Annotated in this window: 22 protein-coding genes and 2 pseudogenes; 11 read left to right on the top strand and 13 right to left on the bottom strand. The window is 60.5% G+C overall.

Features of this window, described 5'->3' with window-relative positions:
- Positions 1-163: 163 nt before the first annotated feature.
- The gene (locus ACWKV4_RS15740) at positions 164-631 is read right to left on the bottom strand and encodes a flavodoxin (protein ID WP_483833018.1); all 468 of its coding nucleotides are present in this window, start codon (positions 629-631) and stop codon (positions 164-166) included.
- Between the two features lie 128 nt (positions 632-759).
- On the opposite strand from ACWKV4_RS15740, the gene ACWKV4_RS15735 reads away from it, so the two are divergent.
- Positions 760-1,215 carry a PAS domain S-box protein gene (locus ACWKV4_RS15735; RefSeq protein ID WP_483833017.1) on the top strand — a complete coding sequence of 152 codons (456 nt, stop codon included), beginning with the start codon at positions 760-762 and terminating at the stop codon, positions 1,213-1,215.
- Positions 1,216-1,274: 59 nt separating this feature from the next.
- Positions 1,275-1,880: a hypothetical protein gene (locus tag ACWKV4_RS15730; protein WP_483833016.1), complete on the top strand. Its 606-nt coding sequence runs from the start codon at positions 1,275-1,277 to the stop codon at positions 1,878-1,880.
- Here the strand turns inward: ACWKV4_RS15730 and ACWKV4_RS15725 are convergent, their stop codons facing one another.
- The gene (locus ACWKV4_RS15725) at positions 1,881-2,831 is read right to left on the bottom strand and encodes a MerR family transcriptional regulator (RefSeq protein WP_483833015.1); all 951 of its coding nucleotides are present in this window, start codon (positions 2,829-2,831) and stop codon (positions 1,881-1,883) included.
- A 244-nt stretch (positions 2,832-3,075) separates the two neighbouring features.
- Between ACWKV4_RS15725 and ACWKV4_RS15720 the strand changes: the two genes are divergently transcribed.
- The 3 genes from ACWKV4_RS15720 (at position 3,076) to ACWKV4_RS15710 (ending at position 4,400) form a co-directional block, all read left to right on the top strand.
- Positions 3,076-3,663 (top strand): antibiotic biosynthesis monooxygenase, encoded by a 588-nt coding sequence (locus tag ACWKV4_RS15720; RefSeq protein ID WP_483833014.1) that lies wholly within the window; start codon positions 3,076-3,078, stop codon positions 3,661-3,663.
- 97 nt (positions 3,664-3,760) lie between these two features.
- On the top strand, positions 3,761-4,057 hold the full coding sequence (locus ACWKV4_RS15715) for a DUF1244 domain-containing protein (protein ID WP_483833013.1): 297 nt from the start codon (positions 3,761-3,763) through the stop codon (positions 4,055-4,057).
- The gene (locus ACWKV4_RS15710) at positions 4,050-4,400 is read left to right on the top strand and encodes a HopJ type III effector protein (protein ID WP_483833012.1); all 351 of its coding nucleotides are present in this window, start codon (positions 4,050-4,052) and stop codon (positions 4,398-4,400) included. Before ACWKV4_RS15715 ends, ACWKV4_RS15710 begins: the two co-directional genes overlap by 8 nt.
- Positions 4,401-4,495: 95 nt before the next feature.
- Here the strand turns inward: ACWKV4_RS15710 and trxB are convergent, their stop codons facing one another.
- Positions 4,496-5,461: a thioredoxin-disulfide reductase gene (trxB, locus tag ACWKV4_RS15705; protein ID WP_483833011.1), complete on the bottom strand. Its 966-nt coding sequence runs from the start codon at positions 5,459-5,461 to the stop codon at positions 4,496-4,498.
- 346 nt (positions 5,462-5,807) lie between these two features.
- Between trxB and cysZ the strand changes: the two genes are divergently transcribed.
- The gene (cysZ, locus tag ACWKV4_RS15700) at positions 5,808-6,557 is read left to right on the top strand and encodes a sulfate transporter CysZ (RefSeq protein ID WP_483833010.1); all 750 of its coding nucleotides are present in this window, start codon (positions 5,808-5,810) and stop codon (positions 6,555-6,557) included.
- Between the two features lie 129 nt (positions 6,558-6,686).
- On the opposite strand, the gene ACWKV4_RS15695 is transcribed toward cysZ, so the two are convergent.
- Positions 6,687-7,172 (bottom strand): FKBP-type peptidyl-prolyl cis-trans isomerase, encoded by a 486-nt coding sequence (locus ACWKV4_RS15695; RefSeq protein ID WP_483833009.1) that lies wholly within the window; start codon positions 7,170-7,172, stop codon positions 6,687-6,689.
- Between ACWKV4_RS15695 and ACWKV4_RS15690 the strand changes: the two are divergent.
- Together ACWKV4_RS15690 and pta are read left to right on the top strand one after the other, a co-directional pair.
- Positions 7,171-7,464 (top strand): annotated as a pseudogene (locus ACWKV4_RS15690) (DUF3565 domain-containing protein). The gene ACWKV4_RS15695 and the pseudogene ACWKV4_RS15690 overlap by 2 nt on opposite strands.
- 55 nt (positions 7,465-7,519) lie before the next feature.
- Positions 7,520-9,616, top strand: a complete 2,097-nt coding sequence (gene pta, locus ACWKV4_RS15685) for a phosphate acetyltransferase (protein WP_483833008.1) — start codon at positions 7,520-7,522, stop codon at positions 9,614-9,616.
- A gap of 24 nt (positions 9,617-9,640) precedes the next feature.
- Here pta and ACWKV4_RS15680 read toward each other — a convergent pair whose 3' ends face one another.
- On the bottom strand, positions 9,641-10,354 hold the full coding sequence (locus tag ACWKV4_RS15680) for a YiaD family glycine zipper/OmpA-like lipoprotein (protein WP_483833007.1): 714 nt from the start codon (positions 10,352-10,354) through the stop codon (positions 9,641-9,643).
- A gap of 306 nt (positions 10,355-10,660) precedes the next feature.
- Here ACWKV4_RS15680 and ACWKV4_RS15675 point away from each other — a divergent pair, with 306 nt between their 5' ends.
- Positions 10,661-11,317, top strand: a complete 657-nt coding sequence (locus tag ACWKV4_RS15675) for a polysaccharide lyase family 7 protein (RefSeq protein ID WP_483833006.1) — start codon at positions 10,661-10,663, stop codon at positions 11,315-11,317.
- Positions 11,318-11,332: 15 nt separating this feature from the next.
- Here ACWKV4_RS15675 and ACWKV4_RS15670 read toward each other — a convergent pair whose 3' ends face one another.
- The 8 genes from ACWKV4_RS15670 to ACWKV4_RS15635 all read right to left on the bottom strand — a co-directional run bounded on the left by ACWKV4_RS15670 (position 11,333) and on the right by ACWKV4_RS15635 (position 20,296).
- Positions 11,333-12,202, bottom strand: coding sequence for a polysaccharide lyase family 7 protein (locus tag ACWKV4_RS15670; RefSeq protein WP_483833005.1), 870 nt, complete (start codon positions 12,200-12,202; stop codon positions 11,333-11,335).
- Positions 12,203-12,334: 132 nt separating this feature from the next.
- The gene (gene pstB / locus ACWKV4_RS15665) at positions 12,335-13,108 is read right to left on the bottom strand and encodes a phosphate ABC transporter ATP-binding protein PstB (RefSeq protein WP_483833004.1); all 774 of its coding nucleotides are present in this window, start codon (positions 13,106-13,108) and stop codon (positions 12,335-12,337) included.
- Positions 13,108-13,953 carry a phosphate ABC transporter permease PstA gene (gene pstA / locus ACWKV4_RS15660; protein ID WP_483833067.1) on the bottom strand — a complete coding sequence of 282 codons (846 nt, stop codon included), beginning with the start codon at positions 13,951-13,953 and terminating at the stop codon, positions 13,108-13,110. Before pstA ends, pstB begins: the two co-directional genes overlap by 1 nt.
- Positions 13,954-13,979: 26 nt before the next feature.
- A complete protein-coding gene (gene pstC, locus ACWKV4_RS15655) occupies positions 13,980-14,975 on the bottom strand; it encodes a phosphate ABC transporter permease subunit PstC (protein ID WP_483833003.1) in 996 nt (331 codons plus the stop codon).
- Positions 14,976-15,044: 69 nt separating this feature from the next.
- The gene (gene pstS, locus ACWKV4_RS15650) at positions 15,045-16,058 is read right to left on the bottom strand and encodes a phosphate ABC transporter substrate-binding protein PstS (RefSeq protein WP_483833002.1); all 1,014 of its coding nucleotides are present in this window, start codon (positions 16,056-16,058) and stop codon (positions 15,045-15,047) included.
- Positions 16,059-16,223: 165 nt separating this feature from the next.
- Entirely contained in the window at positions 16,224-17,585 is a 1,362-nt protein-coding gene (locus ACWKV4_RS15645; protein WP_483833001.1) for a DUF1329 domain-containing protein, read from the bottom strand.
- 13 nt (positions 17,586-17,598) lie between these two features.
- The gene (locus tag ACWKV4_RS15640; protein WP_483833066.1) at positions 17,599-19,527 is read right to left on the bottom strand and encodes a DUF1302 domain-containing protein; all 1,929 of its coding nucleotides are present in this window, start codon (positions 19,525-19,527) and stop codon (positions 17,599-17,601) included.
- Positions 19,528-19,666: 139 nt separating this feature from the next.
- Positions 19,667-20,296, bottom strand: a complete 630-nt coding sequence (locus ACWKV4_RS15635; RefSeq protein WP_483833000.1) for a LysE family translocator — start codon at positions 20,294-20,296, stop codon at positions 19,667-19,669.
- Between the two features lie 159 nt (positions 20,297-20,455).
- Between ACWKV4_RS15635 and ACWKV4_RS15630 the strand changes: the two are divergent.
- Positions 20,456-20,625 (top strand): annotated as a pseudogene (locus tag ACWKV4_RS15630) (glycerate dehydrogenase); the annotation flags it as partial.
- Positions 20,626-20,668: 43 nt separating this feature from the next.
- Positions 20,669-21,667 carry a methyltransferase gene (locus ACWKV4_RS15625; protein ID WP_483832999.1) on the top strand — a complete coding sequence of 333 codons (999 nt, stop codon included), beginning with the start codon at positions 20,669-20,671 and terminating at the stop codon, positions 21,665-21,667.
- The last annotated feature ends 183 nt before the right edge of the window (positions 21,668-21,850 follow it).

The following is a 21,850-nucleotide window of genomic DNA, read 5'->3' as shown; positions in this document are numbered from 1 at the left end:
TTTGCTAGTTGTAAATGAGCATTCCGAGCCGGTTTTCAACGCAGCTTCACCGAGTGCCACTACATTCCGTACCGAGCCTGTGTTCAATGTGCCCCCCGACGTTGTTTATGGTAGCTCCTGAATCAACGTCATGCTTGGCCGCTGTGTGCGCAGCGGCCTTTTTTTACGCCTGCGTATTGCCTAGCAGCGCTTGCCCGAAGGCCTCGAGCCAAGGCTCTGCGTCGGTTTCAGGGGTTACACTTTCGCTGGCATCAAGGCGCAGCATTGGCTGTACCTGGCGAACGCCTAACTCTTCGAATAGCGCCTGTAGTTGTTCACCGCCAGCGCAGAACGTATCGCTGTAGCTCGAATCCCCTAACCCAATCACTGCGCCAGGTAACCCGCGCAACGCCATGGGCAGGGTATCGCTCAGCTCGCTGTACAGCGGCGCCAAGTTGTCGGGGATCTCACCCATGCCGGTGGTGGAGGTAATGCCCAGCAAGGCCTCGGGACCATAAGCGAGCATTGCAGCCAAACTGCCGCGGGGGTCGAAGTAGCAATGATGACCCAGGGCCTGAAGCTGGCGTACCGCATGGCGAGCAACGTCTTCAGCGGCGCCGTAGACCGAACCGGAAAGCAGGGCAACTCTCATGCAAACACTCCTGAAGGTAGGTTCGGCAGTTTAACAGGGGGCAGATACTGAACTAAAACCATAGCCGCGTGCCCGAGCGGCTGGGGTAGGTTAAAATGACGTGTCGCCCCATAGTGCCTGGAGGGCCCATGATCAACGCCAAGCTGCTGCAATTAGTTGTAGATGCCTCTAACGACGGGATCGTCATCGCGGAGAAAGAGGGGCCGGACAACATCCTCATCTACGTCAACCCAGCTTTCGAGCGCATGACGGGTTACCCTCAGGACGAAATCATGTACCGAGACTGCCGCTTCCTTCAGAACGGTCAGGGCGATGAAACCGTGCGGCGTGCCTTACGCGCCGCGCTCGATGAAGAACGCCCAACCCGGCAGGTCATGCGAAACTTCCGCAAAGATGGCACTGCCTTCTGGAACGAGCTGTCCATCACGCCTGTACTCAACGAGGCAGACAACCGCTATTACTACATTGGCATTCAGAAAGACGTCACCGCAGAAGTGTCCGCGCGGGAACGAATAATGCAGCTGGAACAGGAATTGGCTGAGGCGCGTCAGGAAATTGGCCGCCTCACCACCCTTCGCCCATGAAAACCCCTTGGTTTTTGGAGGTCATCATGTCTACCCCATCGATAGCGGGTTGAGGCGCCATGCAACCTAATTCCCTGCTGACCCAGGATGAACTCGACTTCATCCAGAGCATGCACCAAGGCTTGCAAACCGACGGCGCAGAGATCAGCGCCGGGCTGCTGGTCAATGGCAATAGCCGGTTGCAAGAGCTGCTTACACGCTTGGTCGCCCAGGATCACGTCACCATTCAGGCCCAGTATGAAAATCAGCAGTTGAGCTTTCCGTTGCGCCTGGAAGAAGACGAGTTTCACGCCCAGCACATCAAGCTGGGCGCCCCTACCATTTACGAAGATGGTCCGATGGTTCGCCCTTGGCGCCTGGCCCTGGCCGATGCCCTTCCCCTGCAAGACCGGCACGGTAGCCCGGTAGCGCTACGGGTAGTGGAAATCTCTATCAACGGTGTGGTGTTGGACGTACCCGGCAGCCTGGAAGCCCCCGAGGTGTTTTCACTGTGGTTCGCCCCCGCCGGCTACGAACCCATTGCCCTGCGTGGCAGCCTGGAACGGCAAATCGCCGATGGCTTGATGGCTTATCGGCTCATCCCCCACGACCCGGAGGAAGCCGAGCGGCTACGCCATTACATTCTTGAGCAGCATCGCCTCGCCCACCCGCAGCTGCACGCCTGATCAGGTATCCAGGTGCCCGGCGATGTACTGCACCAACCGCCGCTGCATCAGCCGAGCGTCCCCACCCAGGCAGGCCACTGGCGAGTTGACCAACTGGTCCTGAATCATGTCGCTCATCTCGCCAGCCAGCAACAACGGGCAATCCACATGCAGCGCCAGTTTTGTAAAGCGTTTAGCGGCATCGGCGCCAGGGGCATGGTTGGAGAACAACACCAGTGCCTGGGGTTGAATGCGCTCGCATACCATGCTTAATTCTTCCAGCGGCTGGGCCATGCCCAAGGGTTGTACCCACACCCGTTCGCTACTGAGCAACAAGGTAGCCACCAGTAATTCGAGCTCGTGGCATTGCCCAGGAACGGCGCTGATCACAATATGGGTGTCTATGGTTTCGCGCTGAACGAATTGCAGCCGCTTGAGCACTTTCCCCCTGAGAAAATGGTCAAGAAACGCCCACTCACTGGTAACGCCGAAACTGTCTTGGCGTAGACGGCTGTGCTCCCAGATGGGCATGAAGATCTCTTCGAAAGCCAGCGCCAAGGGGTAGGTCGCAAATACCTGGCCGTACAAGCGGGTCAGGGTCAGTTCATCGAAGGCCCGCACGGCAGCGCTGAGGCGGTCGCGCCAGTGTGCGTATTCGCTGGCCCCCTGCGGCAGCTCGGTGGGTGCTTCGGCCTTGGCCGTTTGGCTGCGCGCCAGTAGCTTGCCCACTTTACTGACTGCTACGCCACGTTCGAGCCATCCCAGGATCGCCCGCACTTCGGCAACATCCGCCGGGGAATACAGGCGGTGCCCGCTTTCAGTGCGAGTGGGCTGGATCAGCCCATAGCGGCGCTCCCAGGCACGCAGGGTGACAGGATTTACCCCGGTTAAACGCGAGACTTCACGGATCGGAAACAATTCCTGCTGGCTATAACCGCCATTCGCGGCTTCGTGGTGTTCGCTATCGCTCATGGTGAAAAGAACCAGGGATTTACACACTGTGAAGGGATTGTAACTGTTTGTTGAGACATGCCGCATAGACGAACGTCCAATCTGTCTACCCTGTACAAGGCCAATGCGCCTTTAGGCTGTACAAACGCATACAGCAGCGCAAGGATAGGGAATAATCCTTGCTTGAACCCAACTGCGCCCTACCACCCCAGAGCGCGGCCGCACTGCCCTTACCCCGGGCAGTGCCTGAAACCGGAGATATACAATGTCTACGCCCCCTGTAACCCTGCTGGTCGCCCGCCGCGCCGCGCACGGGCGCTATGCCGAATTGATCGCCTGGTTGCAAGAAGGCGAGCAACTGGCCAACGACTTTCCCGGCTATTTAGGCTCGGGCATCTTGGCGCCGCCTATCGGCGACAATGAGTTTCAGATGATCTTTCGCTTCGCCGATGAAACTACCCTCCATGCCTGGGAGTTTTCAGCGTCCCGTCAAGCGTGGTTGAGGCGTGGTGATGGCCTGTTCGCACAGCCTTCAGAACGCCGGGTGCAGGGCATGGACGGCTGGTTCGCCGTGCCTGCCGCTGGCAGCGCCGAGCCCGCGCCCCCGCCACGCTGGAAGCAGGCCGTGGCCATCTGGCTGGCCTTCTTTCCCGTGTCCCTGGCCTTTAACGCAGGCTTTGGCCCCTGGCTTGGGGGATTGAGCCTGGGGCCAAGAATCCTGGTCAGTACGCTGGCCCTCACGCCATTGATGGTGTTTATCTTCATTCCACTCTCCACCCGGCTGCTGGCGCCCTGGCTCAATGCAACGCCCCGCGCCCGAGGGGCGGCCAAGCCTGGCCTGCAGCCTAAATAACGATTGGCTAGCGGGGTGAGGCAGGCTCGCCAACGGTAGCATTGCCCGTGCCCTGCTCGGCTTTTATCATCACGCCCTACTTTCGCAGGAGCCTGTTATGAATGATCAACAACGCCTGGAGTTGGAAGCCGCCGCCTTCCGCCGCCTGGTTCAGCATTTGGGCCAGCGCACTGACGTGCAGAACATCGACCTGATGAACCTGGCGGGCTTCTGCCGCAACTGCCTGTCCAAATGGTACAAGGCCGCTGCCGACGAACGTGGCCTGGAGCTGTCCCAGGAGGCCGCTCGCGAAGTGGTGTATGGCATGCCTTACGACGCATGGAAACGCCAGTATCAAGCCGAAGCCAGCCCTGCCCAGGCCGCCACCTTCGCCCAAGGGAAACCCCATGACTGACTTGAATGCCTTGCGCGCCAGCCTGGAAACCGGCCAGCACCTGTTCGCCGACACCCTGGCCTTTGTAGCCGACCACTATGATTACAGCCCACAAGGCTTTCAGAACGGCACGGTCAACAACGCCGCGGGCCAAAACGAAGGCTCGTGCAAAACCCTGGGGATGGCCAAGCTAGAGGGCTTGAGTGATACAGAGGCCCTTCAGGCCTTTGGCGAGCACTACCGCGCGGTATTGGCTACACCCGCGGGTAGCGATCACGCCAATATTCGTGCGCTGATGGCCAGCGGCTTGAACGGTGTGGAATTCCAAGTGCCGCCCCTGAGCCGCAAGGTAGCGGTGGCCTGAGTACGTAGCACCCTACGAAAACGAGCGCCCATCGGCAAACGAGTCGCTACCTCGTTGCCAATGGGCGCCCGCTTTAGGCCGCCAGTGTGTGGCCGTTACTCGAAGGTGGCGTTCTGAATGCCGTCCAGGTAACGCTCCACGTCCAAGGCCGCCATGCAGCCGGCACCGGCAGAGGTAATCGCCTGGCGGTAAACGTGGTCGGCCACGTCGCCCGCGGCGAACACACCTTCCACATTGGTAGCAGTGGCATTGCCTTCACGGCCACCATTGACCACTAGATAACCGTCCTTCAACTGCAGTTGGCCCTCGAACAGGGAGGTATTGGGGGTGTGGCCAATGGCGATGAACACGCCGTCGACCGTCAGCTCGGCGGTAGTGCCATCGTTATTTTTCAGGCGCGCGCCTGTTACGCCCATGTTGTCGCCCAGCACTTCATCCAGCACGGCGTTGAGCTTAAGCTCGATTTTGCCTTCGGCTACCCGGGCCTGCAGTTTGTCGATAAGGATCTTCTCTGCACGGAAGCTATCGCGGCGGTGCACCAAGGTGACCTTTTTAGCGATATTGGCCAGGTAGAGGGCTTCTTCCACGGCGGTATTGCCGCCGCCGACCACGGCCACATCGCGGTTACGGTAAAAGAACCCGTCACAGGTCGCGCAGGCTGATACGCCCTTACCCATAAACGCTTCTTCAGACGGCAGGCCCAGGTAACGGGCACTGGCGCCAGTGGCGACGATAAGGGCATCGCAGGTGTAGGTGCCGTTATCCCCGGTAAGGGTAAACGGCTTGGCGGCAAGGTTCACGGCGTTGATGTGGTCAAACACGATTTCAGTCTCGAAACGCTCAGCGTGTTCCTGCATCCGTTGCATCAAGCCAGGCCCGGTCAACCCATGGGGGTCGCCTGGCCAGTTGTCCACTTCGGTCGTAGTGGTCAGCTGGCCACCGGCCTGCATGCCTGTGATAAGCAGCGGCTTGAGGTTCGCCCGGGCTGCATAGACGGCCGCGCTGTAACCGGCAGGGCCGGAACCCAGAATGATCACGCGAGAATGACGAGTTGCAGACATTACATACTCCTGTCGACCGGCCAATGGATGCCGCATCGTGATGCCAGCCATGCCGGCTTAAGTAAAAAAGGGATAGCAGCCAATCCGGGAGGGCCGTCGCCACTACCCCTGTAAAACCGCGTGGCTGCGACAGCCTTTTAGCAAGTGGTTAACATTTTAAGTACTAGAAGCTTAACGATGAGCGGCGGCCTTGGGAAATACCCTTTGGCAATTCCTGCCATAGCCCCCCCCTATCTCCTCCTGACGGATTTAGGGTGACTTTATATTTCCGGGCGCCCCCAATGCTTTTCCCGGTCGGTCAAAGTCGGTACCGTGCGCTCATCTTACCGCCCTGGAGCCTTGCCTGATGCCCCTACCTGTTCTCTCCGGCCCCCACTACCTTCGTCATGGCCTGAAGCTGGTAATGAGCCCTGGCTTGCGGCTGTTCGTGCTGTTGCCCCTGTCCATCAACCTGGTGCTGTTCTTGGGGCTAATTTATTTCGCCGGGCACGAATTCAGCCTGTGGGTCAGCCAGCTCATGCCCACCCTGCCTGGTTGGCTGAGCTTTCTTAATTACATTCTGTGGCCGCTGTTCGTGGTCCTGGTGCTGTTGATGGTGTTCTTCACTTTCACCATGGTGGCCAACATCATCGCGGCGCCGTTCAATGGTTTTTTGGCCGAAAAAGTAGAAGTCGTGCTACGGGGTACCGATGACTTCCCTCCCTTCAGCTGGGCTGAGTTGGCGGCTATCGTGCCTCGAACCCTGTCCCGTGAACTGCGCAAGTTACGCTATTACCTGCCTAGGGCCATTGGGTTGCTGGTGCTTTCGGTCATTCCCGGGGTAAACGTGATAGCAGCGCCTTTATGGCTGGTGTTTGGGGTATGGATGATGGCGATCCAGTACATTGACTACCCGGCGGACAACCACAAAATGAGCTGGCAGGACATGCTCGCCTGGCTGCGCCAAAAGCGTTGGGCCAGCCTGAGTTTCGGTGGGGTGGTGTATGTGGTGCTGCTCATTCCAGTGGTCAACGTCTTGATGATGCCGGCGGCCGTGGCGGGGGCTACGCTGTTTTGGGTACGGGAGCGCGGGGAAACAGGCAAAGGCCTGGTGTAGCAATGTACCGTGGGCGGGCTGGGGTTAGCTGAAATGGCACTGCCTTCGATCAGGCACGAAAGGCCTAGGCACCTCAGAAAGGCCGGGCGCAAGGCTGCCTGTGCAGCAGCCCGCGCCCTACCTCAGTGATCAATGGTGGTGACCACCTTCGCCGTGCACATGGCCGTGAGCGGCTTCTTCTTCGGTGGCCTCACGCACGCTCACTACCTTGACCTTGAAGGTCAGGCGCTGGCCAGCCAAGGGGTGGTTGCCGTCGACGGTAACGTCTTCGCCGTCCAGGTCGCGGATGGTGACGATCTGCATCTGCCCATCGGGCGCCGAGGCGTGGAACTGCATGCCGACTTCCAGCTCCTCGACACCTTCGAACATGCTGCGATTCAGGGTGCTGACCAGTTCGGCGGAGTATTCGCCGTAGGCGTCTTCGGGTTCGATGGTGACGTCCACTTCGTCTTCCGGCTGCTTACCTTCCAGGGCTTTTTCCAGGCCTGGAATGATGTTGCCAGCGCCGTGCAGGTAGACCAGCGGCGCACCGCCGGCCGAGCTGTCAATGACCTCCCCAGCATCATTGGTGAGGGTATAGTCGATGGACACAGCCTTTTTGGCGGCAATGAGCATGGGGCGAGACCTTTGTACGAGAAATTGGAAGCGCTCAGTGTAAACAAGCATTGGGCTGATTGCGAATGCCAAGGCCGCCCGGCCGACGGCTGTGTGATTGCAGGGTTTGACCAGGACAGCCATGGGCACTAGTTCGCGCGCCTCAGTTGTGGCCACACCCAGCACCTGCGGCACCTGCCGCCTTGGCAGTCGCGCCCTTGGGTGATGGACCCCGCCGCGCGCGCGGCACATCGGCCAGCCCTTTCTCTGTGGCTGGTGCGCGCAATACCCCAATGGCGGTACCCTTGGCTGATTCTGGCTGAGCGGTGAAGGCAGACCGCGGCCTGTGTTGCCGACCGAGACCTATCATGCAAACCTTTTTCATCGCGCCCACCGATTTTGGCGTAGGCCTGACCTCCATCAGCCTAGGCCTGATCCGCACGCTGGAACGCGCCGGCCTCAAGGTCGGCTTCTTCAAGCCCGTTGCCCAGCCGCACCCGGGGGACACCGGCCCGGAGCGCTCCACCGAGCTGGTTGCCCGCACCCACGGCCTCAAGCCTCCACCTCCGCTTGCTCTGGGCCATGTAGAGCGCATGCTGGGCGACGGGCAACTGGATGAACTGCTGGAAGAAATCATCACCCTCTACCAGCAGGCCGGGGTGGGCAAGGACGTGCTGGTGGTCGAGGGCATGGTGCCCACCCGTCAGGCCAGCTATGCCGCGCGGGTGAATCAGCACCTGGCGCGCAGCATGGATGCAGATGTGATTTTGGTCTCCGCGCCAGAGAGCGAGGCGCTGGCCGAGCTGTCCGGGCGGGTGGATTTGCAGGCCCGGCTGTATGGCGGCGCCAGCGACCCCAAGCTGATCGGGGTGATCCTCAACAAGGTACGCACTGAAGAGAGCATCAAGCAGTTTTCGTTAAGGCTGCGCGAGCACTCTCCCCTGCTACGAGGCGGAGGTTTCCGCCTGCTCGGCTGCATCCCCTACCAACCCGAACTAAACGCGCCCCGCACCCGGGATATCGCCGAGCTGCTCGGCGCCCAGGTACTGAACGCGGGGGACTACGAACAACGGCGGATGTCTCGCATCATCATTTGCGCCCGTACCGTGCTCAACACCCTGCAGTTGCTTAAACCGGGCGTCCTGGTGGTCACCCCTGGGGACAGGGACGATATCCTGCTGGCAGCGGCCCTGGCCTCCCTCAACGGTGTGCCGCTGGCCGGCGTGCTGCTGACCAGCGACACCCGCCCAGACCCTCGGGTGATGGACCTGTGCCGCGGGGCCCTACAGGCGGGGCTACCGGTGTTGTCAGTCAGTACCGGCTCTTATGACACCGCTACGCGGCTCAATCAGCTCAACAATGAAATCCCGGTGGACGACCGCGAGCGGGCAGAAACCATAACCGACTTCGTGGCCAGCCACTTGGACGCCACCTGGCTGCATCAGCATTGCGGTACCCCTCGGGAGCTGCGGCTGTCGCCAGCGGTATTTCGCTATCAGTTGATCCAACTGGCGCAGCAGGCCAACAAGCGCATCGTGCTGCCAGAGGGCAGCGAACCCCTTACGGTGCAAGCCGCTGCCATCTGCCAGGCGCGGGGTATCGCCCGCTGCGTGCTGCTAGCCAAGCCCGCCGATGTAGAGGCGGTCGCGCGCGCCCAGGGCATCGAGCTGCCAGAAGGCCTCGAGGTGCTGGACCCCGACACCATTCGCGGGCGTTATGTGGAGCCTATGGTGGAACTGCGCAACAGCAAGAACCTTAACGCGCCCATGGCTGAACAGCAGCTGGAAGACCCGGTAGTCATCGGCACTATGATGCTGGCGCTGGATGAAGTCGACGGACTAGTGTCGGGGCTGGTGCATTCCACGGCCAACACCATCCGCCCAGCGCTTCAGTTGATAAAGACCGCGCCTGGCTGGAGCCTGGTGTCGTCGGTGTACTTTATGCTGTTCCCGGACCAGGTGGTGATGTACGCGGACTGCGTTATGAACCCACACCCCGATGCGGCTGAACTGGCCCAGATTGCCCTGCAAAGCGCAGATTCAGCGCAAGCCTTGGGCATCGCGCCTCGGGTGGCCATGCTCAGTTCATCCAGCAGCCAATCAGCCAGCGGCGAAGAAGTGGAAAAGGTACGCGAAGCCACCTTGCTGGCCAGGGAGGCGCAGCGTGGCCTGCTGATCGACGGCCCCCTGCAATACGATGCCGCCGCCAACGAAGCCGTGGCTCGGCAATTGGCCCCGAACAGCGAAGTAGCAGGCCGCGCGACAGTGTTCGTGTTCCCGGACCTGAACACCGGCAATACCACCCACAAGGCGGTACAGCGCAGCGCGGGCTGCGTCAGCCTGGGGCCCATGTTGCAAGGCCTGCGCAAGCCGGTAAATGACTTGCCCCGAGGGGCTCAGGTGGACGACATCGTCTACACCATCGCCCTGACTGCCATTCAGGCCAGCCGTAGCCAGGGCCACTGACTGAGGCTGGCCTGGCGCCAGGTATTATTGGGCAGGCTGCTGGTATTGCTGCCCAGGAATCGGCTTGAGATTGACCTCTACCCGGCGGTTCTGAGCACGGCCATTGGCGTCGGCGTTGCTGGCGATCGGCTGGTCTGGCCCGGCGCCACGCACGGTAAGGCGCGAGGCTTCAACGCCTTGAGAGGTCAGGTAAGTGCTTACCGCCTGAGCCCGTTGCAGAGACAGGTCCATATTGTGCTGGCGGGCACCGGTGCTATCGGTATAGCCGACAATTTCGATGATGTTCTCGTTGAACTGCTTGAAGGAACCGGCCAGGTTGTTCAGAGGCGCATAGAAGCTTGGCGCGATGGCGGACGAATCCGTGCCGAAGGTGATATTGCCCGGCATGATCAGTTTGATCTGGTCGCCCTGGCGCTGCACCTCTACGCCCGTGTTGGCCATGCTTTCGCGCAGGGCTTTTTCCTGGCGGTCAGCATAGTAGCCATAACCCGCTGAAGCCGCGCCAGCGACCGCGGCGCCAATCAACGCGCCCTTGCCACGGTGGTTATGGTCGATAGCCGCGCCTGCCACGGCGCCAGCCAGGGCGCCCATGCCGCCATATTTAGCGGTTTTACTGACGCCTTGCCCGCCCTGCCCTTGATTGGCCTGGGCTTGTTCATTGTAGGGGTTTTGCCCGGCACAACCAGCGAGCACGGCAACGGCGGTAGTGGCGAGGATCAGGCGGTTAAGGGTGAACATGGCAGACTCCTGGATTGCAAATTCAAAGTATGCGAGCGGTCCGTGGCCCATAGCCCCGGGCGGGTAGCCTTCGCAAGGGAGATTTGAGCGCCTCCCTTGGAGTGAATTCCAATGACAATTGTTTCACCGTGTATATAGCGGCCCTTCAACCTGCCGAAGCAGCGGAAACACCGCCTGTCAGAATGCCATCAAGGCCTAGGGCCATTGGCCGTTAACCCGCAGGTAGCGCCACGGATGGCAAAATAATGCTACGCCTGACCGGCTGAAACTCTCGAGCGAGGGGCCAGCCCACCCGAGCCGAACGCCATGATCGACCTTACCCCTTGGAACCTCACGCTTCCCATCGAAACCCCAGCGCTGACTGTCACCACTGCCGCGCTGCCGAGGTTACAAACGTCCTACTTCACCAACAGCGGTGACAAGGTCGTGTTCTGGGCCCCGGTCACCGGTTCGCACGCGGGCAACAGCGACTTTCCCCGCTCAGAACTGCGTGAAACCTCCCCCGACGGCAAGGCTCGGAACTGGCTATACGACAGTGGCCTGAACACGCTCAAAGGTACGCTTTCGGTCAACCAGGTACCGTCCACCGGCCGTGTGGTAGTGGCGCAGATCCATGCCAAGAACGCCACGTCGCCTCTGCTCAAGGTGGTGTACCGCTATGCCAATGGCACGGGCAATATAGACCTGGAATACCGCGTAAACCCCACGGACGTGAAAAGCCCAGTGGCCTATACCGTGCCCAATGTGCCGCTCAATAAAGCCTTTGCCTATGCCATTCAAATGAACAAGCAAGGCAAGCTCACGGTGCTGATCAACAACGCAGGCCCGCAGCTTCAGCTGGCGCCGACCTGGTATGGCTACGCGTTCTATTTCAAGGCCGGTGTCTATACCCTGGACAACGTGGGCTATGCCACCGAAGGCGGAAAGGTGACCTACACCCGCCTGGATGTAAGCCACTTGTAAGCGGCCAGCGATGGCTCAGCTGGCGGCCTTGAGCGCTTTGATCCGTCGATACAGCTTGGCGGAAACCTCGTCGGGCAATTCGGCGTCATCAATAAGGTCGGTAATTCGGTTCAGCTCGATCAGCTTGGCCTGACGCGGCAATAAGGCTGCGGCCTCGATCAAAGCCGCAAAGAGTGTGCCTTCTGAAGGTGGTGTCTCGCTGAAGGGCAAGTGGGCTTCACAGATGTGCAGCACCTTAAGCAGCGTTCCATCCGAAGGGGGCTCTGATGGGTGGCCTTGGTCCACCTGATTGTACGCCCCCAAATGAAACACATGGGGCCGCGCCTCCCGCCCTTCGCTCACCCGCGCTTGATAGGTTTGCGCGCGGTCCGCCTGTTGCAGGCTGACCAGCACCTCGCCATCGCAGGATAAGCTCACCCGCACAGTAAAGGGCTTTGCCAGTTCGATGCCCTCATACACTACCTGCTTTGGAGGCGCTTCGGTGCTCGCCCCGGTGCGCAAGCCGATCTTGAAGGTGGCTTCCCGGCCGTCCTTGGTTTCGATAAATCCCTTGAGGGTAGGGTCGTTACCATTGTGACAATGCGCCTGGATTAGCACGAAACTTCCCTTCCAGTTCACTTGGATCACTTGGACTGTCAGCGCTGCGAGGTGCTGCGCCCCGTCAGCCAGCCTAAAAGGCTTGCTCTTCAACTCACAACGCGTTCGCTGAACACTCTTTGTGGTAGCTCCGCTCGTGGGCGCCCACAACACTGCGCAGTCGTGCTCATAACGCGCAAATTCGCTGACCTCGGCAATCCGGTGCCCAGGCACCGTCAGGGCCGTGCAGCCGTCAGCCTTGGGCTTGGCGGTTGTAATGTCATAAGGGGAAAGATCAACGCTAGCCATCACTGTTCGCTCCTCAGAGGCGGAAAGGGCAAAGCCGAGCTTTACCTTACTCACCCCTGATGAAGCGACAAACTAGCAAACTACCAGGTAAATGACACCAAGTCATGACTGGCCGCGCGGCCCACGCTCAACTCAACCAAACCGCCCGGTGATGTAATCCTCGGTCTGGCTCTTGTTAGGCTTGGTGAAAATGGTATCGGTATCGCCATGCTCGATCAGTTCTCCCAGGAACATAAAAGCAGTGTAATCCGAACAACGGGCCGCCTGCTGCATGTTGTGGGTTACGATGATCACGGTGAACTGCTCTTTGAGTTCGGTGATCAGTTGCTCAATACGCCCCGTGGAAATTGGGTCCAGGGCGGAGGTGGGCTCATCGAGCAACAGCACCTGGGGCCGCAGGGCAATGGTGCGGGCGATGCACAGGCGCTGTTGCTGGCCACCGGAAAGGCTTTGCGCGCTGTGCTTGAGTTTGTCTTTGACCTCATCCCACAAGGCCGCGCCACGCAAGGCTTGCTCTACCCGTTCTTCCATTTCGCGACGGTTGAGCCGCTCGTGGTGTTTCACCGCGTAGGCGATGTTGTCGAAGATCGACATCGGGAAGGGCACCGGCTTCTGGAACACCATGCCCACGTGACTGCGCAGGCGGTTCATCGAATAACCGGGCGCGAGGATATTCTCGCCATTGAGCAATACTTCGCCGCGTGCTTCCTGCTTGGGGTACATGGAGTAGATGCGGTTGAACACCCGCAGCAAGGTGGACTTGCCACAGCCGGACGGGCCGATGATGGCAGTCACGTGCTTCTCGGGGATGTCCATGTTGATGGACTTGAGCGAGCGGTTGCTGTCGTAGAAGAACTCTAGGTCTCGCACTTGGATCTTGGTTCGTTTCGGGGCGAGGGTATTCATCAATTGGACCTATCGCGCAAAAGAATAAGGCGGGAAAGCAGGCTGAGCAGCAAGACGAACAGGGTCAATACCAGGGCGCCGGCCCAGGCCAGCGCATGCCAATCGTCGAAGGGGCTCATGGCGTACTGGAACACCACTACCGGCACACTGGCCATGGGCTTGAGGATGTCGCTGCTCCAGAACTGGTTGCCGAAGGCCGTGAACAACAGCGGCGCGGTTTCGCCGGTGATCCGTGCCAAGGCCAGCAGTACACCGGTGACCACCCCGGCCCGCGCGGCACGCAGCACGATCTGCAGGGTCAGCTTCCACTGAGGCACCCCCAGGGCCAGCGCTGCTTCACGCATGGTCGAAGGTTGCAGTTGAAGCATTTCGTCAGTGGTGCGAACCACCACCGGGATCACCAGCAACGCCAGGGTCAGTGCACCGGCCAGGGCCGAGAAGCCCACCTGGTGATTGGTCATGGCGCTGACCGGCAGAATGAACGCGGTGTACACAAACAGGCCCAGTACGATGGACGGGGCCGACAGCAAAATATCATTGATAAAGCGCACCACCATGCCCAGCCGGCTATGGCGAGCGAATTCGGCAAGCCATACGCCGGCCATCAGCCCTATTGGCGTACCTATCACCAGCGCGATCAACGACATCAGCGCGCTGCCATAAAAGGCATTCGCCAGCCCACCTGGGCTACCGGGCGGGGGTGTCATCTCGGTAAACAGCGCCGTGCCCAAGGCACCGTAGCCGTTGATCAACGTGGTGGCCAGAATCCACACCAGCCAGAGCAGGCCGAACAGGGTAGCGGCGCAGCTGAGTACCATCGCCAGGCGATTCTTGAAGGCCCGCATGCGATACAGGTTCTCGTTAGGCGAACTCACAAGCCCTCCTTGCGCGACAGGCGCATCAGCATCAAGCGGGCACAGGCCAGCACAATGAACGTGACCACGAACAAGAGGAAGCCCAGGCCGATCAGCGAAGAGCGGTGCAGGTCGGTATAGGCCTCACTGAATTCGTTGGCGATGACCGAGGCGATGGAGCTGCTGGGCATCAGCAGCGAAGCGGATAACTGGTGGGCGTTGCCCAGCACGAAGGTCACGGCCATGGTTTCACCCAGGGCTCGGCCCAGGCCAAGGAAAATACCCCCTACTACCGCGGTGCGGGTATAGGGCAATACGATGTCCCAGACCACTTCCCAGGTAGTGCCGCCCAAGGCGTAGGCCGATTCCTTCAAGGCTATCGGTACCGTGCGGAACACTTCATTCATGACGGAGGTAATGAACGGGATGATCATGATCGCCAGCACGATGCCCGCGGTCAGGGTGCCGATGCCCAGGGGTGGCCCCTGAAACAACACGCCAATGCCAGGAATGGCGCCTAGGTTGTCGTTGATCCAGGGCGCAAGGTGCTCCCCCATAAAGGGCGCGAACACGAACAAACCCCACATGCCATAAATGATGGAGGGGATGCCGGCCAGCAGCTCGATGGCCGAGCCTATAGGCATGCGCAACCAGGGCGGCGCGACTTCAGTCAGAAAGATAGCGATGCCGAAGCTCACCGGAACGGCGATCAGCAGCGCAAGAAAAGAGGTAACCAAGGTTCCGTAAACCGGTACCACGGCACCGAAACGGCCAGCGACGGCGTCCCAGTCGGTGGTAGTCAGAAAATCCAGGCCAAAGGTTCGAAAGGCTTCACTGCCACCCCACAGGGTCGAGCCGGCGATGCTGGCCAACAGGAGCAACACCAGCATGGCGGCGCCGCGCACGGTGCGGCGAAACCATACATCGTGACGTTGATCCCTGGCCGCGCGGGCTTCGCTTTCACTGTGGCGCTCGGCAGTCATGTTGGTCAGCACTTGAGAATTGTCGGTCATCGGTAGGGCCACTCATGGCAAATCCCCCAGCCCGCGGTAGCCGGCTGAGGGATGGGCTTCAGGTTGCGGTTACTTGGCGAACTCAGACTGCCAGTAGCCTTCGATGCGTTTAACCAGGGTGTCAGGCAAGGCTACGTAGTCCAGCGCTTCGGCCTGGGATTGGCCTTTTTCCAGGGTCCACTTGAAGAAGTCGAAGGCGGCCTTGCTCTGCTCGGCGTTCTTAGGCTGCTTGTACATGATGATCCAGGTGGTAGCAGCGATCGGCCAAGCGTTGTCGCCTGGGGCATTGACCATCAGCAGGTTGAAGTCTTTGGCGTTGGCCCAGTCGGCGGTGTCGGCGGCGGCCTGGAAGGTCTTCATGTCAGGCGCCACGAACTTGCCGGCAGCGTTCTTAAGCTGGGTGTGGGCCATCTTGTTGGTTTTGGCGTAGGCGTATTCAACGTAGCCAATGGAGTTCTTGATCTGCTTTACATAAGCGGCAACGCCTTCGTTACCCTTGCCACCCACGCCCACTGGCCATTGCACGGTGCTACCAGCGCCGGCCTTCCACTCGGAACTGGCTTTTTGCAGGTAATTGGTGAAGTTGAACGAGGTACCCGAACCGTCCGAACGGTGAACCACGGTGATCTTGTCGCCCGGCAGCTTCAGGCCGCTGTTCAGCGCGGCGATGGCAGGGTCGTTCCAGGTAGTGATAGTGCCTTGGAAGATCTTTGCCAGGGTTTCGCCGTCCAGCTTCAGTTGGCCGGGGGCAATGCCTTCGATATTCACAACCGGCACGATACCGCCGATCACGCTGGGGAACTGGCCCAGGCCGCCGGCTTTAAGGTCGTCCGCGCTCATGGGCGCATCGGAGGCGCCGAAATCAACGGTCGCCGCTTTGATCTGAGCGATACCGCCGCCCGAACCAATGGACTGGTAGTTGATACGGTTCTCGCTGTCCTTGGAGTAAGCCTCGCTCCATTTCGAGAGCACAGGAAATACAAAGCTGGAGCCAGCGCCGGTTACCGTGGTCGCGTGGGCGACACCGGAAAGGCACAGCGAAGCCAGCAAAATCGATAGGCGATTTTTGGTCAGCAATTTCACGTCAACACCTCAGTCAGGGTCCAATGGAGTCATTCCATGGAAGTTGGCCGTGCTGATTTAATGCTTTGAATGTGACCTTTTGATGACAGTCTGTTTAAAACATGGCATTAGGACATTGCCTGATTGCGCCCTCTCGCAACCAGGCTCAAACCGCCTCATTCGGGCTTAGCGGATCCCTTCCTGGCGCAAGGCATTGGGTGAATAGTCAGACAGGCTGGCGCTGTACTGGAAGTTGTACGCCCGGCTTTCTTCGTTCTTCATGCCCAGCGCCAAGTAGCGGCCGTTGGTAAGGTCGTAGAGCGTTTCCAGGGTGAGCCAAGGCACTTGATAGTTGTAGTACGGCTGGGCATGGGCCTCGGCCACGCGCCAGAGTTGACCGCTGTTATCGTAGTGATCCACCTCCGCCGCCTGCCAGGTGTCTTCGTCGAAATAGAAATCACGTTTGGCGTAGATATGCTTGGCCCCTGGCTTGAGCGTGGCAACCACGTGCCATACGCGGCGCAGCTCGTAGCGGGTGAAATCCTGATTGATATGGCCCGGCTTTATGATGTCGGCATATTTCAGGGCAGGCGAATCCAGCGCGAAGCTGTTGGCGGGGATATACATCTCCTGCTTGCCTTTGAGCGCCCAGTCGTAGCGGTCCGGGGCGCCGTTGAACAGGTCCTGGTTGTCGGCGGTACGCATACCGTCAGCAGCGGTACCGGGGCTGTCGTAGGTCACCTGTGGCGCCTTGCGCACCCGCCGCTGGCCGGCGTTGTAGACCCAGGCGATGCGCGGCTCTTTCACTTGGTCGAGGGGTTCGTGCACCAGCAGTACCGTTCCGGCCAGGCGGGCAGGCGCGGTGATTTCCTGTTTGAAGTATGAAAGTACATTGCCCGGGTTGGCGGGGTCATAACCCTTCATGCGCTCACGGAATACAAACGAATCCTTGAAAAAAACCAAGGTGTAATTCCCGTTGGGCTGGGGGGTCGCCTGGGTGATGGCACGGCTGATGGCGCCGCCACGGTAGCGGGTGATGTGGTTCCACACCACCTCCAGGCCGTTTTGGGGAATTGGAAAAGGTACCGCAGTCTTGAAGTTTTCCAGCCCGTTGCCGTCGGCCACCAGCTCAGCGTGGGTGGCGTTGTAGCGGATGGCGGCGAACACGGCATCGGGCACTGTAGCACTTCGATGGCTGGGGTACACCGGCAGGTGGTAGGTGGTGGGGTAGCGCTTGATCATCGCTACCTGCCCAGGGGAGAGCTTGCTGGTATAGGCGTTGACGTTTTTGTCATCGATGATGAACAAAGGTTTTTCCGCCCCATAGGGGTCGGCGAGAAACCCTTTGGCGTCCACGGCCCCTGCATCCCTGGGCAAGGGTTCCCAGGCGGGGATGCTGCCGTCGGCGTTCCCTGCCTGTTCGGCCCCCATGGGTGTCAAGCTGGCCCCGAGTTTGGCTGCTTGCGCTTGGGTCACGGCGGCCCAGCTGGGGCTGGCACCGGCCAAGCCCAGGGCAACCAGCCATACCTTGGTTGTAAATGCATTCATTGGGAGGTCTCGGTCAGAAATTCACGCCAACGCTCATGGCTACGAAGTCGCGATCGTCCACGGTGCTGTACTTGCCGTCGAAGAAGTTGGTGTAGTACAGGCTTGCGGTATAGGTGTTGAGGTAGTCCGCGTCCAGGCCGAGGCTAACCGCCTTGCGGCCTTCTTCGAAGTTGCCCCCAGGGCCAGGAGAGTAGCCGTCTACGTCGTGAGACCAGGCCAGGCTCGGCTTGAGGTTAATGCCAGCGATGGCGTTGTTGAACTCCCAGATCGCGCGCATGCGATAGCCCCAAGAGTCGGTGGTGGTAAACCCATCATTCTCGCAATAGCGGCCGGCGTTGGCGCCTGCGCCGCCCAAGGTGCCAGCGTTGAGCGCCTGGCACTGACCACCGGGCAATGGGCCAGGGCCATAGGCGGGGTCCCTCCCGTAACGCAGCTTGTCACTGCTTTCCAGCCCGCCCACATGGGTCCAGCCCACTTCCCCGATCACTGTCAGCCGGTCCGCGCCCATTACCTGGTCGAAGAAGTGCGTCAAGGTGGTTTGCAGCTGGGTAATTTCCTTGCGCCTGTAGCCAGGCTGATCGGCGCCAGGCGCACCCTGGAGCTGGGATACCCCAGGGCTCAGTGGAGACAGCCCCGAGTAGAGGATATCCGTGGTATTGATTTGCACCGGGGCATTGGGGCGGTAACTGACCTCGCCGCTCCAGGCGGTACCGGTGGGCAGCGTGGTAGAAAAGCTCAAACCGTAAAGGTGAATGTCTTCTGGGTATTCCAGAAAATAACTGCCATTGCCGCTTGCCACTACCGGTAGCAGGCTCGAGGCCAGCGCCTGGGCCGTGGCCGAGGCAATGCCGGCATTGCCCAACGCGCTCACCAGGCTGGCCGCGCTATAGGCGCTGGCTGCACCGCCGCGGCCACTGAAGATCGGCAGGCGGCTGTGGTAATTCATGTAGTAGGCACCGAATTCCGTGTTCAGCGGCTCCACATTGTAATGCATGGCCAGGCCGAATTGGCCGCTGTCGCGGGCGTCTCGATCTGGCCCGCGGTTAACGATCACCCCTTCGTTCCCGAAATTCACACCCTGGGTTTGCAAACTGCTCAACACGGCGGCCTGTTGCGCGGCGGGCAGCCCGGCCGTGGCCAAGACACTGTTCAAACTGGAGCGACCACGCAACACCGCAAGGTTGTTGGCACAGCCATCGGCGGTCACGTCCGATTGGGAGAAGAAGGTGCCGCAGTTATCGACTACGGTCTGGTCCCACTCCAACTGGTAGAAGCCTTCGGCGGAAAGGTTGTCGGTCAGGTTCTGGGACAGGTAGAACATATTGACCGGTATCAGGCCTTCCTTGATCTCCGCGCCAGGGCGGCGGAAGGCGGACACATCCAGGGGGTTGATGCTGTTAACGCCATTGCTGATAAAGGTGCTTTCACCCCAACTCACCACTTGCTTGCCCAGGCGCACGGTACCCGGCAGGTCATCGATGGCATAGTTGTGGTAGATAAAGGCATCGAGCAGTTGCGCCCCAGAGGACTTGGCCCCCTCCTTGCGCCCGCTGTCGCTGATCTGCTTGAAGCGCCGATCTTCATCCTTGAGCTCGAAGTCGTACCAGTACTTGCCGCGCAAGAACACACCGGTGTCTGCGTACTTGAGTTCGAGGTCGTGCACGCCCTTGAAGATCTTGGAGAAGGTTTCACCCCGCTTGAAGTTCAAGCGCCCGTCGTCCGAGGTTTGCGAGAGCCCATGGCCGCCGTTGTTCACACCGATCAGGCGTTTGTCCGGGCTGGCCGTGGACCAGTTGGAGCCGATGGACAAGGAGGAATCGAATTGGCCTTCGATTTCGCCGATGTTGAAGCTCACGGCAAATGCCGGGGCTGCGAAGGTCGAGGCAAGGCTGACCGCCAGCGGCAGCCTGCCCAGCCGCCAGAAGGAATGAATGTGGTAAATCACGATATTGACCAAGGAGGACTGAATGAACCACGCAGCCGGTGGCGGTTGCTCGCAAGAATGGCCGAAACTTTGGAATACGCAAGCACCTCGGCCACCCTGGCGCAGGCCTTGGGCCAGAAGGTGCTGCCAAGCCTTGTCAGTGCACTTCGCTGAACGCGATCTTGATCCCTAAAGCGATCAGTACCACGCCCATGGTGCGGTCGAACCAATGGCCGATCCGGGCAAAGCCCGCACGCACCCGGCTGTGACTGAACAGCCGGGCCACCAGGCAGAACCACGCCGCCGTGGCCACGGCCAGGTACACCCCATAGCCGGCCTGTACCAGCAAAGGCGTATGGGGGTTGATGACCACGGTAAACAACGACAGGAAAAACAACGTAGCCTTGGGGTTGAGCCCGTTGGTCATAAAGCCTGCCACGTACGCCGCCTTCGGGCTGCGGACGCCACGGTCGGCAGGGGCCGCGCTGGGCTGATTGCTGGCTGGGCCTGAACGCAGTGCCTTGAAGCCGATGTAAACCAGGTACGCCGCCGCCAGCCACTTAAGCGCATTGAACAGCACGATGGATTGGGACACGATCAAGCCGATACCCAGCAAGGAATACCCTACGTGGAGGAAGATCGCCGAGCCTACCCCCAGCGCTGTCCAAGTGCCCGCGCGGCGGCCATGGGTCACGCTTTCGCGCACCACGACGGCAAAGTCCGGGCCGGGGCTGGCCACCGCCAGCAGGTGAATGGCGGCCACCGCCAAGAACTCACTCCAGTACATGCGCATCCCTCGAATAGGTATCAAGCGTGTTCGGCAGCTACCTTACCCTGTGGATGGTTCCGCTAATAGATACAGTTCACTCCCAAGAGGCCCCATGACTGCTACCCCGTTCGCCGTATTTCTCGACTACAGCTCCCTGGACCTGGGTGACCTGGATGTGTGGAGCCTCCCGCCCACGGCAACCCGCTGCTAGACGCCAGCCTCCCACGGCAGATCGTTACCCCGCATAACGCTGGGGTAGTCGCGAAGCACGGCAGCGTATCATCCAGCAGATGGGCGAGAACGCCCAGGGCTACTTCAACGGCCGCCCGTTGCGGGGGGTCGGTTAGGCCTGCAGGTCTGGTAAACTCCCGGTTTTGCCAGGAGTTTGCCATGGACCCGCGCAGTGAAGTGCTGCTTCGCCAGGCCGCGCTGTTCGAAGGCCGCGTGTTGCTGGCCGGGCTGCCCGCCGATGGCCTGCTCGACCAACTGCCTGAAGCGCTGAGCTGGAGTTGGAACGCCGCCGATCATGCGGTGCTCGAACAACGCCACCCCGCTCGCGCCAGCTTTGGGGTCAACCCGCCAGCAACCGATTTCACGGCCGCGGTGGTGTTCTTGCCCAAGTCTCGAGAGTTGGCCGCTTACCTGCTGCAGGCCCTGGCCAGCCGCCTCGCCGGAAAGCCGCTGTTTCTGGTAGGTGAAAAACGTGGCGGTATCGAAGGCGCCGCGCGCCAATTGTCCGCGTTTGGTCGCCCACGCAAGCTCGACAGCGCCCGCCATTGCCAGCTCTGGCAAGTGGACGTAGAACACGCGCCGACGCCACCTGTGTTGGAAAACCTGGCTCAGCGCTTCACCCTGGAAGTACCCAACGCCGCGCCCTTGGACGTGATCACCCTACCCGGGGTGTTCAGCCATGGCCGGCTTGACCGAGGCACCCGCCTGCTGCTGGAGCACCTTGATGGCCTGCCTGCCACGCATGTGCTGGACTTCGGCTGTGGCGCCGGGGTGCTGGGCGCGGTGCTCAAGCGCCGTTACCCTGAGGCCCAGGTAACGCTGCTGGATGTCGATGCCTTTGCCATTGCCAGCGCGCGCCTGACCCTGGCCACCAACAACCTCGAGGCCACGTTGATCTGCGCGGACGGCATCGCCGCAGCACCGGAAGGGCTGAGCGCCATTGTCAGCAACCCGCCGTTCCATACCGGGGTACATACCGACTATCGCGCCAGCGAAGCCTTGCTCAAGGGCGCCGCCGCGCACTTGGCGCCGCGTGGCGAAATCCGCCTGGTGGCTAACAGCTTCTTGCGTTATCAGCCGCTGCTCGAAGCGCACCTGCGTACCTGTGCGGTATTGGCCGAGGCTGACGGCTTTAGGATTTACCGCGCGATACGGTAACGGTAAATCCCTTGCACTCGTCGGCGCGGGTAGGCAGAATCCGCTGCGTCCTAGGGGAGTAGTCTCCGCGAGCTCAGCTCACAGGCATGCGTCAACATACTTGGCCCCCAGGCCATGGCGCTGCGACCCCCGTGCCCTCCTACGGCACCGGCCGGTTTGACAAGACCTATGACACGTTCACCT

It is taken from the genome of Pseudomonas artemisiae (assembly GCF_057128685.1).
This window is presented reverse-complemented; position numbering and strand designations above follow the sequence as displayed.